At 68.0% G+C, this 17391-nt stretch carries 8 protein-coding genes and 1 pseudogene; 4 read left to right on the top strand and 5 right to left on the bottom strand.

All coding sequences use genetic code 11. The annotated features are described in order from the left end of the window. The first annotated feature begins 12 nt into the window (after positions 1-12). Both M2163_RS05685 and M2163_RS05680 read left to right on the top strand, forming a co-directional pair. A complete protein-coding gene (locus tag M2163_RS05685) occupies positions 13-3717 on the top strand; it encodes a hypothetical protein (protein WP_280893300.1) in 3705 nt (1234 codons plus the stop codon). 176 nt (positions 3718-3893) lie between these two features. Then, positions 3894-4010, top strand: a pseudogene (locus M2163_RS05680) (IS5/IS1182 family transposase); the annotation flags it as partial. Here M2163_RS05680 and M2163_RS05675 read toward each other — a convergent pair. From M2163_RS05675 to M2163_RS05655, 5 genes are all read right to left on the bottom strand, one after another. Continuing rightward, a complete protein-coding gene (locus tag M2163_RS05675) occupies positions 4007-5929 on the bottom strand; it encodes an ATP-dependent helicase (protein WP_280893299.1) in 1923 nt (640 codons plus the stop codon). The pseudogene M2163_RS05680 and the gene M2163_RS05675 sit on opposite strands and share 4 nt — an antisense overlap. Beyond that, complete coding sequence (locus tag M2163_RS05670) at positions 5926-7899, bottom strand: AAA family ATPase (RefSeq protein WP_280893298.1); 1974 nt, start codon at positions 7897-7899, stop codon at positions 5926-5928. Before M2163_RS05670 ends, M2163_RS05675 begins: the two co-directional genes overlap by 4 nt. Positions 7900-8002: 103 nt before the next feature. After that, on the bottom strand, positions 8003-10630 hold the full coding sequence (locus tag M2163_RS05665) for an RNaseH domain-containing protein (RefSeq protein ID WP_280893297.1): 2628 nt from the start codon (positions 10628-10630) through the stop codon (positions 8003-8005). Continuing rightward, positions 10627-13935, bottom strand: a complete 3309-nt coding sequence (locus M2163_RS05660) for a hypothetical protein (RefSeq protein WP_280893296.1) — start codon at positions 13933-13935, stop codon at positions 10627-10629. The genes M2163_RS05665 and M2163_RS05660 overlap by 4 nt, the downstream gene beginning before the upstream one ends. Then, positions 13932-15083 carry a hypothetical protein gene (locus M2163_RS05655; RefSeq protein WP_280893295.1) on the bottom strand — a complete coding sequence of 384 codons (1152 nt, stop codon included), beginning with the start codon at positions 15081-15083 and terminating at the stop codon, positions 13932-13934. The genes M2163_RS05660 and M2163_RS05655 overlap by 4 nt, the downstream gene beginning before the upstream one ends. 593 nt (positions 15084-15676) lie before the next feature. On the opposite strand from M2163_RS05655, the gene M2163_RS05650 reads away from it, so the two are divergent. Next, the gene (locus M2163_RS05650) at positions 15677-16003 is read left to right on the top strand and encodes a hypothetical protein (RefSeq protein WP_280893294.1); all 327 of its coding nucleotides are present in this window, start codon (positions 15677-15679) and stop codon (positions 16001-16003) included. Positions 16004-16136: 133 nt separating this feature from the next. Continuing rightward, entirely contained in the window at positions 16137-17381 is a 1245-nt protein-coding gene (locus tag M2163_RS05645; RefSeq protein ID WP_280848234.1) for an IS256 family transposase, read from the top strand. Positions 17382-17391: the final 10 nt, after the last annotated feature.

Raw genomic sequence — 17391 nt, 5'->3', positions numbered from 1 at the left:
ACCCGGGTCTGGATGAATGTGCCCGAGCCCGGTGCCGGGCGAACGGATGACAGCCCCGCCGCCCATGACCGCATCGATCTGCGCGGCGCCCGCGGCGTTCAGATCGGCGATCACAACGTCCAGACCAATGTCACCGTCGTCCAGGCTCCTGCGGTCCGCTCCGCCTACCTCCATCAGGTCCGCCTGATCGCGCCGGAGTCTCTGGAGGGGCGGGGGACCGAACTGGCGGAGCTGGCACGGTTCTGCACGCAGGACGGACCCGGCGCCTACACGTGGTGGCGGGCTCCCGCATGGGCTGGCAAGTCGGCACTCATGTCGTGGTTCGTACTGCACCCGCCGCAAGGCGTGCGGATGGTCGCGTTCTTCGTGACCGCGCGGTACGCGGGCCAGAGCGACCGGATCGCGTTCCTCGACGTGGTGATGGAACAGCTCGCCGAACTGCTGGGCCGTCCGATGCCCGCCTACCTCACGGAGGCGACACGCGAGCCGCACTACCGCTCTCTGCTCGACGACGCCGCTGCGCTGTGCGAGAGCCGAGGTGAGAAGCTGGTCCTTCTCGTGGACGGACTCGACGAGGACCAGGGGGTGGTCGTGGGACCTGATGCCTACAGCATCGCCGCGCTCCTGCCCGATCGGCCGCCCACGGCGCTGAGGGTCGTCGTCGCAGGCCGTCCGCACCCGCCGGTACCGGCTGATGTTTCGGACGATCACCCGCTGCGGGACGAAGGCATCGTACGGGAACTGGCCCCTGCCGAGCGTGCCCGGGCAGTCCGGCGGGACGCGGAACGCGAGCTCAAACGGCTGCTTTACGGGACGTCCACCGAGCAGGATCTGGTCGGCCTGTTGACGGCCTCCGGCGGTGGCCTCAGTGGAGCGGACCTCGCGGCGCTCACCGGTGCGCCCCGTTGGCGGGTTGCCGACCAACTGTCGGCCGTGTCCGGGCGTACGTTCGCCCGCCGCACCGCACCCCGAGCAGATGACGGCGAACTTGAGGTGTACCTGCTGGGCCATGAGGAACTGCAGCGGATGGCGACCGTCTCGCTCGAGGGTGCCCCGCTGGACGGCTACCGGCAGCGGCTGCGCGTCTGGGCCGACGGCTACCGGCGCCGGGGGTGGCCGGCGGACACGCCCGAATATCTCTTCCGGGGCTACTTCCGGATGGTGCGTGCCGTGCATGACGTGCCGGAGATGACAGCCTGCGCTTTGGACCGGGCCCGCCATGACCGGATGCTCGACCACACAGGCGGTGACACCGCCGCCCTCGAGGAGATCACAGCGGCCCAGGACGCGCTCGTGGCCGTCGGCCCGGGTGGACTGCGGACCATGGCCCTCCTCTCGGCCCACCGGGACCAGATCGTCGAACGCAACTCGGCCCTTCCCAAGGAACTGCCCGCGGTGTGGGCGGCGCTCGGACGCTTCACGAGAGCGGAGGAGCTTGCGTACGCGATGACCACGGGGTGGCAGCGCGACAGCGCCCTGCTCGCGCTGGTGAAGGTGGCGGCGGCGGTCCCCGATCCGGTGCGGGCACAGAGACTGGCCCGCACCGTCGGGGACAACAGCCGGGCCGAGGCACTCGCCTGCTGTGCCGAGGCGGTCGCCCGCATCGGTGACCGGACAGCGGCAGAGGCTCTGCTTGCCGAGATCGGGGAACTGGCCGCCGCGACGCAGGATCCCGGGCTGCGGGTCCATGCGCTGATTGAGCTGATGAACGCGGCGGTCGCCTGCGACGACCAGACGCGAGCCGCTGCGGCCGCGGACGACATGGTCGCATGCGCCGACGGGATCGCCGACCGGCACGAGCGGGTCGGGGCGCTGACGACCGTGTGCCGCGTTCTGGTCCGCAGCGGAGACATCACGAGGGCAAAGGCACTCGCGGGGCACGCGCTGGCCGTGGCGCGTGCCGTTCGCGGAGCCGAGGACCGCGATCGCGCTGTGGGATGGGTGGCAGAGAGTCTCGCACAGGTGGGTGAGCATGCGCAGGCAAGGAGGCTGCTCCGCACTCTTGCCAGGGATAAACGAGAATGGGTCACGGCGGATCTGGTCCGAGTGATTGCCGATGCTGGCGACATCGAGCAGGCGCAGGAACTGGCAGGGTCACTCCCGCCCTCCTCGTGGCACCGAGGATCGGCATTTGGGGATGTAGCGGAAGCGCTCGCTGTAGCCGGTGACTTCGGACGGGCTGAGGCGTTGGCCGAGTCCTCCCACGACATCGCCACTCAGTCCCAGGCCTACGCGGCCCTGACGCAGGCAATGACCGGGCGCGGCGACCTGGAGCGGGCCGCCGAGTACGCATCACGTATCTCGTACAGCGGCTTCTGGCTGATGCAGGCCTTGAAGACGCTCGTGCGCGCGGCGATCACCCACGGTGAGCACGAGTGGGCTGAAGACCTCGTGCGCGTCGCTGTCGAGACCGCACGGTTCATCGAAGAAGACTCCACCCTTCCGCAGCAGCTGAGCGAGATCGCGGCTGTCGCTGAGGTCGTGGTTGCCGCAGGGGACCACACGCTGGGCACCAGGCTCGCCGACGACATTGAGAAGGCGGCGCGCGCGCACACCGACCGCTACCGACGAAGCCATGTGGTGGAGACCTTTGCTGACGCGCTTGCCCACTGCACAGACGCGGATGTTGCCGGGATCGTCGCCGAGCGTGCAAATACGTTGGCCAAGAAGTTGGAGCGCTCGGACGACCGCGAACGTGTCCAGGTGCGATTGGTGAGGTCGGTGGCCGCCGTGGCGGGTTACCGCCAGGCGTCACTGCTCGCTAACGGGGTTGGCACGCCGCGCGGGCTGGAGGAAGCCACCTGCGCCCTGGCCGAGGGGCTCGCCCAGCACGGCGATCTCACTCAGGCCGAAGCCGTTGCCCGCTCGATCGACGATACCTTTGAGCGACACCATGCCCTGGTGGCTGTGGCACAGGGAGCGGCCGACGGCAACGATCCGGCCATGGCCGAGGCGTTGCTGGCGGATCTGACTCATCCCCTCGATCGGGTGAAGGTCATGAGCGCCCTGTTCGAGGCCGAGATGAGCTCCGGTGATGAGGCCCGTGCCGCCGCATGGGCTGGCCAGGCACAGCGCGCGGCGGCCACCCTCACCGTGACAAGCGACATTGCATGGGCGCTCGCCCGACTGGCAGATGCCCTTACCCGTCACGGATTTCACGCCCGAGCAGGGTCCATCGCCCAGTCCATCGGCCTCCCGGGGCTCCGTGTTGAGGTGCTGAGTCGAGCAGCACAGGGCGCGGCCGCATCGGGAGACCTCCGCAGGGCCGCAGAACTGACTGAAAGCGCCGCGGAGGCACTGCAAGAGGTGGAAACCGGTCTCTGGCAGGAGGAGGCGCTGGCCGCGCTGACAGCCGCCACGGCCGCGAACGGCGACTATGACGGGGCGACCGCCCTCGTACGTTCCGCGGAGCAGTTGCCGAACGGAACGCGCTGGGCATTGCCAGCCCTGGTCACTGCCCTGGCCCGGGCCGGGCGGCTGCAGGCTGCGGAGTCCTGTGCACGCGCCGACGCCCGCCGGGACAACCAGGCGCGGGCCCTCGCCGCACTGGCGCAGGAAGTTGGCCCGGTCGAAGGCCACCGTTTCGTCGCCGAGGCGCTCCGGCTAGCCGAGTGGACGTTGTCGGCCGACGCACTGGCCGAGTGCGCCCCCGAGGCGCTGGCAGACATCGCCGGCTTCCTGGTTGAACTCTCGGAGGAGCAGCCCTCCTTGCTGTGAGCGCTGCTACGGCCGACGTCCGTCCCGCAGCTCCACGTGGTCGACCGGCGTTGCCTTCGTCGCCGCGTCGTGGCACAGCCGCGGCGCGCTTGCACGCCCGGCACCCTAGCGATCTCGTACGTGGTTGACCGCGGCTCGGCGCCCAGGTGGCTCACTGTTCTGATCATGGTGGCGGCTTCCGACGCCTGCGCATCCGCTGGGAACGCCGCTCCGACATCCACGAAGCGTTCCTCAAACTCGCCTGCTGCCTGATCACCCACCGACAACTCAGCTCAGTGTGTTGGCCTTGTTAGCCCTGGTCGGTCTCGGGCACGCCTGCCTCGGCCAGCATGGTGAACAGGGGGGCGATGGGGCCGGTTCGGTCACTGTGGTCCGTAGTGAAGATCAACCGCTGAGCCGCCCGGGACAGTCCGACGAAAAAGGTCGACGTTCCTTCGCGCGGGTCCCTGCTGAACGGCCACCACTGTCTGTCGTGAATACCCAGGAAGAACACGGTGTGGTACTCAAGGCCCTTGCTGCGGTGGGCGGTGAGCAAGACCACAGCATTGCTGCTCTCGAATTCGTCCAGTGCCTGCCCCCAGTCGGCCGCGCCGTCGGTCACGGCCTCCAGCCGTGCTTCGAACGCGTCAATGACGATGTCGAAATCGTCCCCGGTCGCCGTTGACTTGACATACCCGCGCAAAGTGTCGCTGCCTACGAGGCGGACTAGCTCCTGCACGACATCGGACGCCGGAGCCGAGGCCGGAGGGTGTGCCTGGAGCCAACCGCGTAGCTGGGTAGTGAGCTGAGCGAGCGCTTCGCCGACTCGGCGTTGTGCTCCTTCATCGTCCGTTGCCCCGTGCACGCGTTCCATGGCTGCCGAAACCTCCCGCCACACCCCCGCAAGGCCTAGGGGCTGTTCGGCCAGCCGAAGCAGTCCCAGCAGCAGTCGGGCGACCTCGTTCTTCACGAGATCCTGCAGTTTCAACTTTCCTACAGGCGCGTCGTCGTTCCGCACTCGGATGCCGTGTGCAGCAAGACGGTCGCGGTACAGCTGCTCGAAATTCCGGATCGTCTGGCGTGCGATGAGCGCGAAGTCCGACGGCGTGCGGTCGGATCCGGCGATATCCCGGGCGATCCAGTCGGCGATGAAGGTCGCCTCCCAGTCGGCACTTGAGAATGTCCACAGCAGTGCTGGCTGGTGTTCTTCCTCAGCAGGCGGTGCCTTCGACGTAGCCCGTACCGTGTCGGGGTCCAGCTTGCTGGCGATCACATGCTGCAACTCCACCAGCGCGTCGCTGGAACGGAAGTTCCACGCCAGTTGATAGGTCGTCGCGTCGAAGGTGTCGGTGAAGCGGGTGAGGGCTTCGGGCAGGGCCCCAGCCCATTCCATGATGCGCTGCTTTGTGTCACCGACTGCTGTCACCGTGGTCCGCTCGCCGAACGCCGAGACGAGGAAGGAGAACTGGGCGCTGGTCGTGTCCTGAAACTCGTCAACGAACACGATGGGATAGGTCATGCGCAGGGCCCGTCTGAGTTTGGGCGCCGTACGAATAAGCAGTTCGGCAAGCCGGTTGAGCATGACGAACTCAAGCCGTGCCGTTCCTGGCCGCAGATAGTGCTGGCGCCACCACTCGTGTACAGCGTAGACGGCACCGTCAACACTGTCGTCCGATGGCAGGCTCTCGGGCAGGCTCCAGCCGCCGACGGCGTCGGCCATGAACCGGTTGGGCTGGAGACCGGCGACTTGCCAACGCAACGCTGGTGGCGCGCTGTAAGCAACGCCGTTGAGGAAGTTGCTGACCTCAGCGTCGAATGCAGGAGTGATCACGTAGCCGTCACTCATGCGCCAGGGTGCAGGGAGAGCTGCAGCAAATCGGTCCACCAGGCTCTTGGTGAACGCGTCGAACGTCATGGACACGAAGCGGCTGGCGTGCTCCGGGACGCGGGCGCCAACTCTGCGGCCGAGATTGGCGGCAGCATCCTTCTTGTAGGAAATGGCCAGGATGCGCTGCGGCCACGGGCACAGGCCGGTCTGCAGGAGGTAAGCGGCGCGCTGGGCAAGGAACTCGGTCTTGCCTGCGCCGGGGCCTGCGATGACGGCAGCATTGCCTGTTCCTCGCAGGGCTGCCCACGCGGCGGGCTCCAGGTCTTCGATGCCGGTCGGCCGCCACTCATGTGCCGGCATCAGCTGGGTGCGCGCTGCCGACGGACTCGGCCGGAGGGCGCTCACACAAAGATCCTCTCTTGGATGTGCTGCACGAGAGCGGTGAGGATCGGCGGCGCAGCCGTTTTCAACTCGATATCGCTGAGGCGACTGAGCGCCTTGAGGTGGGTGCTTGGCTTCGATCGGTTCAGGAACAAGTAGCGGTACCAGCGCAGCAGTTCGAGGCGTTCAGTGCTGCTCCAGAACGCCGACTGTGTTCCGTTCTCTCCGAAGACCGTAGTAGTGGGGTCCGTGGGCCGCGGCCCGAGTTCGCCCTGCTCGAGGTGCTTGTAGGCGTCCTCGAATGCACGCAGCATCGCGTAGTCGAGGTCCAGCGGGGTTGCGTAGAAGACCGCGAATTTCTGCAGATGGCGCATGATCGAACGAAGGGCCGCAATGTCGAGGTCATCGTGGATGGAAGCAACCGTGTCGTAACCGTCGAGTCCTTCCAGGGGATCCAGCCCGCTGGCGATGAGACGAGTGCAGGCGTCGCGCAGCCGTCCAGGGCCCGCCCCGTCCTTGCCGTAGTCGAAGTCCAGGAGCGTGGCGTGCGGGATGTCCAGATCGTTGAGCAGCTGCCACATGTGATTGGTGTGCCGGCCCTCGAGAGGGACCATGGCGACGAATGACGTGTCGAGCTGGATGCCGTGCGCATGGGCGATGCGGGGGATGACGAGCTGCTCCGTGTCACCTTCGCCGAGCACCACGAATTTGGCGAAGTACAACTCCGGGTGTGCGTAGACCGCCTCGCGCAGGTACTTGCCGCCGTCAGTGTCGTGTGCGGGGAGGGTGAGTTCACGTACGGAAGCGGTCGCTGTCTCCGGATCGGTGCGGAAGTAGCGGACGTCCTCGGGGCGAACACGTGTCATGACGCTGGCGGAGTGGCTGGAGAGGATGGTCTGCGTTGATGGGCCGCTGCTCAGGTCGTTCAGCTGGGTGACGATCCGGGACAGGAAGAACGGCGACAGATTGTTCTCCGGTTCCTCGACCGCGATGAGCGTCAGGTGCGGCAGGTGGGCCGCGTCCAGCGCAAAGTCGTCGCTGTGCTGGCCGGCGCAGACGGCAGTCTCGACGTCGAGGGCTGCCGAAACCAGCGCGAGGTGCAGCAGCGACCGTTGTCCGTCGCTCAGCATGCGGGCTGGCCGGGCCCGACTGTGATGATCCGGTTCGAAGACGAGTTCGGAGTCGCGGACCAGCTGGTCGAAGTCGCCGTCCAGGAGGCGTAGCTTGGGATCCGCATGCACTCCGGCCCCGTGCAGTTCCTGCCACCGGCCCCCCAGCGCACTTTCGACCGCGCGGACGACGGGTTCGTCGGTGAATTTTTCGGCGACTGCGGCCGCATTCCTACTGGCCAGGTCCCGCAGGCCGGTCGACCACTGCGCGGCCCGCCAGAGGCGGCTGCGGAGAAAGGACGTCACCTGGCGCACGCCATCACGGGACGCCGGGATGTAGATCATCTGAATGCGGCTGCGCTCAGCAGGAGTGAGCGGAGCCTGGTTGTCCTCGCTGTAGTCCTCGGCAAGGGTATTGACGGCCATCCGGGCTTCTGTGATGACTCCGTCGACGGTGCCGTCGTCGACCCAGTCGGCTCGGAGCACGATCCGAACCTTCAAGTCGCCGTCTTCCGCCGCCGCCATGCGCCGGAAGAACTCCGGGACTGCTCGTTGGGGCTCAACCGGCCCTGATGGCACGCCGCCATGCGGGCCAACACTGCTGTCGCTCTCGGCGTCGAGTTCGGGGAACGCGAGCACAGCCTCGATCGTCAGGCTACGAGCTGCGGGCGCAACGGTCTCGTCGGCAGGCACGTGAAAGTCCTCCACCCGCACGGACCGTTCCTTCGCGGAGATCCCGAACATCCGCAGCAGTGCCTCGCATGCCGCGGTCTTGCCTGAGCCGTTGGTGCCGATGAACGAGGTCGTGCCCTGATCCAAGCGAATGGACGTGCGTCCCGGCCCGAAACACTTGAAATTCTCCAGCACGAGCTTCTCAATGAACATGCGCTACTTCCTGCTCCACCAATGCCTTGACCGCCATGCCGCGCCGACGAGAGTAGCGAAACCGCCTGGCCAGAGTGCCGGTGCGATCTCGCCGTCCCGACTGTCAGGACTGCTCGATTTCTTCGTCCTCGGCTGCGGCCACGTACTGGGGATGCTTCTCGTCCGCGTTGCGGGCCAGGTGGAGCGGCAGCGGCAACAGGGTGCGGCCGCTCCAGCTGGCGGATTGCTGGGAGAGGCGGGCCGCGAGCCCGACCAGCCGCTCCTCCTGCCAGGCGCCGGCTCTGGCGATGGTGTACTCGGTGCGGGTGATGGCGTGGAAGTCTGTGCCGAGCTTGCTCTGTGAGGTCTCCGGCAGGGTGCGTCGGGTGTAGTCGGTGCCGGTGCGCTGACCGCCCTTGTGCTGCCGCGTTTCCGCGGCGAACAGCCAGGAGTTGACCCCGCCGTGGTCCGAGACGTACAGGATCTTCTCGGGCATGGCCGCCTTGTCGGCGTCGCCGGGGCGTTTGCTGCTGCCGCCGGCGCGGTGGGTGGGGCGTGGGGTGCGGCTGCCGTGCGTGACGCGGACGACGGCAACGTCCCGGCCGCGGGCGGCCAGCGTCAGCCCGGGCAGGAGCCCGTCGCCCAGGGTGGGGTTCGCCAGACCCGGCCACAGGTCCCGGTGCTGCTCGGTGAAGACCACCACACCGAGGTCGCCGGGCAGCTGCGCCAGAGCCTGCTCCACATGATCGCGTACTCGTGCGGGGCCGCCGGTCTCGTCGCGCAGATGATGGCCGGGCAGGCCGATCGGCCCGGCGTGGTGGCGGGTGCGGCCATATGCCAAAGGGAGCCACCGCTGGCCGCTGTACATCAGGGCCGGCCAGTACCTCTCATCCTGGTGGTGCGAGGCCTTCAGCGCGACCAGGGTGACGGCCAGGACCGGGGAAGCGGTGGCGCGGCCGCGGATGCGGGGGAAACGGTGCAGCCGGGTCCATAGGCCCACCAACCAGGCCCGCCGGTCCAGTGCGGTGTCCCGGGCCAGGGGGTGGCAGGCGGCGGCCGCCAGCCGGTCGTCGATGACGCCGCAGTCTGTCAGCAGACCGCCGGTGGCGATCTGTGCTGCGGCGTCTTCCTTGCGCGTGACGGGCGGCGGCTCCTGGCCGTTTTTGGCCGCGCGGGAGCGGGCGATCTTTTCGGCGAGATTGGGCTGGTAGAGGTCGCCGAGCGAGGCCATGGTCAGAAACTGCGACGGTATGTCACGGTCGGCGAACAGCGGCTTGAGCGCCGCCTTCGCATCCGCCTCACCACGGGCCGGCAGGGAGGTCTCGACCAGGGCGGCGACCAGCTCGCCCGGATCGCAGGGCCTCAGCATGGATAGACCGTTGAGGACCGGGGCCCGGTTGTGCGGGCCGTGCCGCACGAGTTCCGGCACCCGCACGGTCATCAGCTGCAGGCCCGGTGCCAGCACGATGGTGTGCCCGTCCTTGAGCGCCTCCACGTCCGGCTGGGCGAAGTCGCGGGCCAGCTGGGCCAGGACGCGTTCCTTCCACGCCCCGGTTTCATACAGGGCCACGATCCGCAGGGCTTGAAAGCCTGCTGCCACCACGGCGGGAAGGATCTTGTCCGGGGCCACCACCGGAGACGGTTCGGGCGACAGGCGGGGCACCCTGACGCCGCTGCCGGTGTAGGTCAGGGGAGTGGCGTCCAGCATGCGGCTGGCGTGTTCCTCCAGCCGGCGCATCAACCGGGAGCCGGCTCCCTTGCCGATCGGGTGCACGGCGGTGGTGTGGATGCCCCGCACCGGCCCGGGCTTGTCGAAGTCGACCGCGAACGGGTCGGGCAGCGGCGCGATCCCGCAGGCCTCCACGATCTGCGCGGTCGCCCCCTTGTACTGCGCCGACTTCAGCGTCCACTGGCCGTGCTCGTCCTTGGTCCAGCGCAGGTGCACCGGCGCCTTGAGCACGATGTCGGGGTTGGCGGGATGGCACACATGCGCGTTCTTGACCCCGTACCAGCCGGTCGCGATCCGCGCGGTGCGCGCCTCCAGATGCGCGACCAGCGTCCGGCCCCCGGGAGCAGGGTCGACGTCGATGTGGATGCGGTCCATGGCGTGCCCCACACGGCGGCGCCGCTCCCCGGTGGCTGCATCGATCCAGCTTGCCTCCCGCTCCATCGGCTGCGCCCACGTCAGCAAGTCGCCTTCCGATTCCAGGACCAGCGCGAGCGGCTCGGCCAGCGCGTCGACCTCCCACGGCTCGCGGCGCAGCAGCTGGGCCAGACGCCAGCTCGCCACCCGAAACGCCCAGTTCGGTCCCGTGATGCGGCCTTCACGGTCGCGGTGCAGCACCTCCTGCAGCGGGTAGGGGCCGCCTGCCTCGTCGAGGAGGTACTGGCTGAGCGTGTCCTGGCCCTCCCAGCCGGTCAGCCGGCCCTCCCATTCCCGGACCAGCCGCCGCCACACCGTGAAGTCGAGGGGCTCCGACGTGACGATCAGCGCCCGCCTGGTCCACGGACCGGTCAGCGGCGGGCGTTCCGGGTCGGTGAACACCAGCCGCCGTCCCGTGACCGCGCGGGCCGCCGTCGCAAGCGAGGCGGTCGGGCGCTGCGCGTCGAGCGAGCGGGGCTTGGGCAGCCGTGCCCAGGCCTTGCTGAACTCCTCGGGCAGCGGATACACATACACCTCGCCCATCAGTTCGCCGGTCAGCGCGAACGACAGGGTGCTCAGCGCACTGGGGCTCTTGGCAGAGCGGCTCACGGCGTCTCCCCGGGAAGGTCGTGGTCGGCCAGGCTCAGAAGGACATCGAGGGTGGAGCGGTAGATCCGGTCGATGAGGTCCCACTCATCACGCCGCTGCCACTCCGTATGCAACGTGGACAGCAGGTGGGGGAGGGTGGAGTCGGTCGCGGTCTCGGTGAATGCGGCGTCCGCCAGATGCAGGCTGCCGTGGTCTCCGCCACGGCGGGTGCGGCCACCGAGCTGGATCAGACGGGTGAGGATCTCCGCCACGATCGCGGTCTTCACGTCCTCGCCGAGGTCCTTGAAATAGTGCGAGCCGCGCCGGATCTCCTCGAACGTGCGCCCAGCGGACAACCGCAGCTGCTCAAGGGCCGCGGCCGGCTCAGCGCCGGGCGCAGGCGCGTCGCGGTAGGCCAGCGAGTTGACCATGGCCAGTAGCACGGCCGGCTCTTCCATCACCAGCACCGGCCGCACCACCAGACAGGCCACGTGCAGCAGCGACCGCCCGCCCTGATCCACGATGTTCAGGCCCCGCTCGACCCGGGCCATGGGCGCCAGCAGGAACCGGCACTGCCCGTGACCGACATGGAAGGGGAACTGCTCCAGCCGGTCCGCTGGAACGGGCACCCAGCCCGGGGGGTGTTTCTCATAGCGCGCCATCTCCTGCGGCCGCACCGCCACACAGATCTCCCCGGCCGGCGCACCGGCCGAGATCAGCCCCTGGGCCAGCAGCGGGCCGGCGCTGTAGGCCTCGAACGCCACCAACACGTGCGCCCGGTGCGCCCGCGCCGGATCAGCGGCCACCTCCGCCAGCTCCGCGTCCAGCCGCGGCCACAAGGCCGCACCCATCTGCCCGTAGGCGTCTTCGCGCCGCTGTCCTCGCAGTCCCGAGATCCGCGCCCATTGCCCGTCCTCGTGCTGCACCTTGTCCAGCACGGCGCTGAGACTGCCGTTGACGTCGTCCGGCACGTACCACGACGGCGGCGTAAGGAGATGATGCCGCGGCGCGCGCGGCATGTGCGCGGTCGCCGACAGGCCGATCACCACACGCCGCCGGCCGCCGTGGGCCAGCGCCGTGACGTCGCCCAGATGGCTGATGTGACTGTGCGGGTCACCCACGAAGCTCTTGAGAGTAAGAGTGGTTGCTGCCAGGTCCTGGTCGTTGAAGTGCTCGCTGAACGCAAACAGCGGCCGTCCCAGCGGCCCGTAGGGCGCAGCCCTCCAGGGCACATGCGACGACAACACCTCCGCCAGTTCGTTGGAGGCCGTCATCCCCGCCCCTTGCAGGGCCGGAGCCACGCCCACGATCTGCCGCAGGATCTCGCGGCTCTTCTCCAGAAAGGCCCGCCGTGCCGCGTACTGGACGAGATCGGTCACGTCTTCCGGCAGGGCATCCTGCGTGGTGTCTTTCGGTGCGGCGGCGGCAGCGTCCTGCGGGGCGGGATCTGCGGTGACCTTCCTGAACCGGTCGGCGAGTTCGGCGAGGGTTTCGGCGCTCAGACTGTCATCGTCCGACAGGTCGGTCAGCGACGACAGGACGGCCCGCAGTTCCTCCAGACCCTTAACCTCCTCGCCCGCCTCCAGCTCACCGGTCTTGCTGAACAGCTGGTTCACGGTGCGCATGTGCGCTTCGCTGGGCCTGTCCCCGGGTTTCAGTTTGAAGATCCTGTGAGCCAGCAGTGCATCCCACCGCCGCGGCACCACCAGTCTGCGCCGTTCCCGGTCCGGGGTGATGGCGCCCCGCGCCAGGTGCGACACATACGTGTCGGCCAGCCACGACAACCGCTTGATCTTGGGGTGCAGATACTCCTCGACCTCGCGGCTCAGCCGCAGACAGTGGCGGCTGAACTGCTCCTCCAACTCGCGTACCGGGCTGCTGGGCGACCCGTACCGGGCCAGCAGGACGCTCTTGGCGCCCTCATCGAACGCCTTGGCCTGCAGCGCGTCGACCTCATCCATCATCACCACATGCGCCCGGCGCAGCAGCAGTTCCTCCACCGTCACATCCCGGCGCTCCACACCGCGGTCGTCCAGTGGAACGTGGACCCGCCCGATGAGGAAGTTGGTGTGGTTGGTGACGAGAATGTCTGCGTCCAGTGCGGCACGGTGGTGACGAAACTTCCCGCAGGTGGCACGCCACGGACAGCACCTTGTCTTGCCGGAAGAGTCCTTGAGCTGGTCACACGGTTCGTTGCCGGGATCCCACAGCTCCACGGCCCGCGACTCCGGTGCCGCGTGCGTGGTTAGGGCGCAGCCGTAGGACATCTCCCCGAACACCCACTCGCGGTGCTCGGCGTCATCGTGCACGCTGCCCGCTGTGTCCTCGGCGAGCTTTTGCATGCCGCGGGTGGAGATCAGCGGCACCACTACCGGCATCCGGCCGCCGTCTTGTTCCTTGTCCGTCCGGCGCAGGGTTTTGGCGTCCCGGCGCAGCCGTGCCACCGCCTGCATCACCTGCGCGTTCTGCGGGACCACCACAGCGGCCGTCAGACCCCGCCGGGCACACCACAGCGCGATCAGCTCCGAGGCGATATTCTTTCCCAGCCCGGTGGGCGCGTGCAGCACACGGGTAGCTCCCGCCCGCGCATGGAACTCCTCGCCCAGGACCGAGCCGTCCGCATAGCGCAGATGCTTTCGCAGGTCTGCGACGGCCTTCACCCGGTGTTGCTCCTCGTAGGCGGCATCGAGCCGCTCGGCCAGCTGTTCCAGGTCACTGAGCGGGATCCGCAGATCGTCAAGGTCTGTACTGTCCTGCAAGACTGCGGCTGAGGTCTTCCCGGGCTGGCCAATGCGCAGGTCGTAGTGGACACCGACGGCTCGCCGCGAGGGGCTCAGCGGGTCGTTGATCCGCAGTTCGGAGAAGTAGCGCCCGGGTGCGGCCGACTGCCGCCGCCGGGTGCGAGCTGTGTGCGCCACCTGGTCGTCGATCTCCGCCAACAGATCATCGATGCGCGCGCCCGAGTCGGCCGCAGGCATCACCACGACCAGCCCGTCCTCCTCGGCCGCAGCGAACTCCGCACCGGCGCCGGCCGCCGCTACCCGGGTGGCCTCCTCACGAAAGACACTGCGGTGCGCCAGCGAGGCGGGACGCCTGCGCAACAACCGTGCCACCCGCAGCCGGTCGGCCTCGGACAGGACCGGCCACTGCTCCCACCACGGCAGATGCCCGGACAGCAGAAAGTGAGCGTCGTCCAGACGGGTCACCTGCCGCCACGCCGAGTCTTCCTGCGGGGCCCGGTTGGGAAACAGCCGGGCCGCCAACAAGACGGCGGCCCGGACCACCAGCACCACCGTGGCATTCCGACTGCCGGCCGTGCTGCTCATGCTGCCCCCCGCTGCACCTGAGCGCTGACCAAGCGCTTGAACGAGGCCACCGTGTGCACGGCATACCCGTCCGGTTCCAGCGCCGCACGCAGCGGCTTGACCTGCTCCGACCGGTACGACGGCACCACGATCGTCTTCGCCCGAGGCGGCCGGTCGATGATGCTCTGCTCGTTGGCGACATCCTTGACATCAACCAGGCACCGCCCGTCCGGCAACGTCACCCCGACATCCCAGGAGTCCATCTCACCCCAGCGCTCCACCTCCAGCCCCTTGCGCTCCAGCCACCGCATCAGCTCCACCTCGGTCAACCCCGGCACCGTCAGATGACGCCACACCGGCCAGTCCAGGCACAGCACACCCTCACCGCGGCGTGCAGCAAGTCCCGGGGGCCCGTTCACCACCTCGGGCGGATCGCCGGGGCGCCGCCCTGGCCGCAGCAGCACTCGAGCCTTGCGCTGGTGCGGCAGGAAGTCGCAGCGCAGCAACTCACCCGTGAGCCGCATCGGGTAGGCACACACCGGGCACGGCCACCACCACACCGCACCCCCTCGTACACAGCTGCGCTCCGCCGGCAGCGGCCGGTAGACCTGCATGCGCGCCCCGCCGCGCCGCGTGTACTCCTCGAGAATGCTGTCCTCGGTACCTGTGGGAACCTCCACGAGCATCAGTCGGCCGGCTACGTACTGCGCCTGGCTGCCGTTGGCCAACTGCCGGTAGACGGCGTGTTCGGTCTGTTCCGACGTTTGCCACGACCAGGTCGGCAGCCAATCCCGTCCACCGTCCAGGCCACCGGTCGCGGGGTCGAAAAGCACCTCGAGGTAGGAGCAGCCGACTTCGAAGGCGTCCTCGGTCAACTGCGCGGACTGCTGGTCGTGTCCGTCCTCCAGAATGACCAAGTCCCCCATTTCGGCAGGCAGGGAGGGCCAGTCCAGAGGGATCCAAGAACGTAGCGGATGCGTCAGGTTGGCGACCAGGCCGGCAGGTGTCTCGGGGCCGGTCCCCAGGGGAAGGTGGCCCAGGATGACGCCGTGCATACAGGAGATCTCATGCCAGGCCCGCGGTTCTTCCAGCCGCCGGGTCCAGGCCACCCCGGCACGCAACGCTGCACTGATCACTTTCCGCCCGAGGGCGTACTGAGCATCGCTCATCGCGAGGCCCCCCTTTCCACACCCCACCGAAGGTTTTGGGGCTCATGGGTTCGGAAACCACAGCCGAGACCGTACAAGGGGCCACTGACACACTCGGGTTGATGTTCGAGTAATGATCAATTCATGCCTGAAGTAGTGCGCTTGAACATCAGGTAACAAAGAAAACGTTCGAATTTGCGCATGATGGGGCTATGTCGCGTCGTGAGGCCACGGGGGATTGGGTCTACTGGGGGACCATGAGGCTGTGCGGTCCTGGGGCGCCGCGGCTTCCTGCAGGGGCGAACGGCCTCCGAGCGAGGGGGACCGCTGACGCGATTGTGTGCCGACTGCAGAACAAGCCACATTCGACGACTGTGTCGTGGCTGTCCCGACGTTCTCGTCACCGTGACGTGGTTTTTCTGCCCTTGTGGGGGCGTGGTTGTAGAAGCGAGCGGCGGTGGCTTGAGCAGCTGCGACTCGCGGTAACTGCGCACGAATGCGCTGGCCAGGGTGCGGCCGGCCGATGCGGCGATCTCGGCCGGATTGCTTCGGTGGGCCGGGGCGCTGTCGTCGTACCGGCCCCGGCGACGGCATGCCGGTCTACTGTGAGGTGGGTGAAGGCTGAGGCAAAAGAGCTTGTCCCGGTCGGCTTAATGGGCCGCTACGGCATGCCGGTTGAGCGGTTCTACGGGCGCCCGATGGACGCGGTCACGTGGGACGACGATAGTTTCGTGCACAGTGATTCCGATTGCCGTGCCTCGGCTGATGCTGGGCCAAGGGAAACCCATCGTGTCCGCTTCGGCGCGTTCTTCGCGGCCCGTATGTGCGGGTGTTGTCGTGTCGAGCTTGCGGCTGCAGGTGTAGGCCTCGCGGATACCGTCTTCGACCTGGTGAACCTCTGCGAGGCTCTTGAGGAGATGGCGTCCCGTGAAGTGGTGTAGCCAGCTAGCGTCCCGGAACGCGCGGCTATCTGCCCGGGGCGTGCATCCGCTGGCGGTGCATGCTCCCTGAACAAAGGCAGGCCATCGCGCAAGTCTCCCTGGTGAACGGGCAGTTCGACCGGAGGAGCACGCGATGGCCTTGTCCCAGTCTGAGCTGATGCGGCTGCTGGAGTCACTACGTCGGGCAGAGGGAGTTGAAGCAATCAGGGTGGTGTGCGAGCGCATCCTGCAGGAGCTCATCGAGGCCGAGGCGACCGACATGATTGGCGCCGCCCCGGGCGAGCACGCCGAGACGCGCACGACCTGGCGCAACGGTCACCGCCACCGGGTGCTGACCACGCAGGCCGGCGACCTGGACCTGAAGATCCCGAAAGTGCGGACCGGATCGTTCTTCCCGTCGCTCCTGGAACGCCGGCGCCGGATCGACCGGGCGCTGTTCGCTGTGGTGATGGAGGCATACGTGCACGGCGTCTCCACCCGCAGCGTGGATGACCTGGTCAAAGCACTCGGCGCGGACTCCGGGATCTCCAAGTCCGAGGTTTCCCGGATCTGCGGTGAGCTGGACGAGGAACTGACCGCGTTCAAGGAACGGCCGCTGGATCACACGGTCTTCCCCTACGTCTTCCTGGACGCCACCTACTGCAAGGCCAGGGTGAACCACCGGATCGCCTCGCAGGCCGTGGTCATCGCCACCGGCATCTCGGCCATCGGGCACCGCGAGATCCTCGGTGTGATGGTCGGCGACAGCGAATCGAAGCCGTTCTGGACAAAGTTCCTGCGCAGTCTGCGGGCCCGTGGCCTGGAGAACGTCCAGCTGGTCATCTCCGACAGCCACAGCGGCCTGGTGGCCGCGATCCGCACCGTCTTCCTCGGCGCGGCCTGGCAACGCTGCCGAGTTCACTTCGTCCGCGACGTGTTCTCGGTGATCGAAAAGGGTTCCGGGGAGATGGTGGCGGCCACCATCCGCACCATCTTCGCGCAGACCACCGCCGAACAGGTCCGCATTCAGCTGGACGTGGTCGCTGACATGCTCGGACGACAGTTCCCGCAGGTCAAGAAGATGTTGCTGGACGCCGCACCGGACATCACGGCGTTCGCGGACTTCCCGTCGGCGCACTGGAAGAAGATCTGGTCAACCAACCCGCTGGAGCGGCTGAACCGCGAGATCAAACGGCGGGCCGACGTCGTTCAGGTCTTCCCCAACCCTGCCGCCCTGGACCGGCTCGCCGCGGCGGTCCTGGCCGAACTCCACGACGAGTGGCAGGTCTTCGACCGCCGCTACCTCTCCGAAGCCTCCATGGCCGAACTCTTCACCACCCAGCCGACCCCGCCCGAGCCGGAGATCACCCCACAACCGGAATCGAAACAGCTGCCGTGACTACACCACC

Origin of the sequence: Streptomyces sp. SAI-135, assembly GCF_029893805.1 — a bacterium.
Lineage (GTDB): Bacteria > Actinomycetota > Actinomycetes > Streptomycetales > Streptomycetaceae > Streptomyces.
This window is presented reverse-complemented; position numbering and strand designations above follow the sequence as displayed.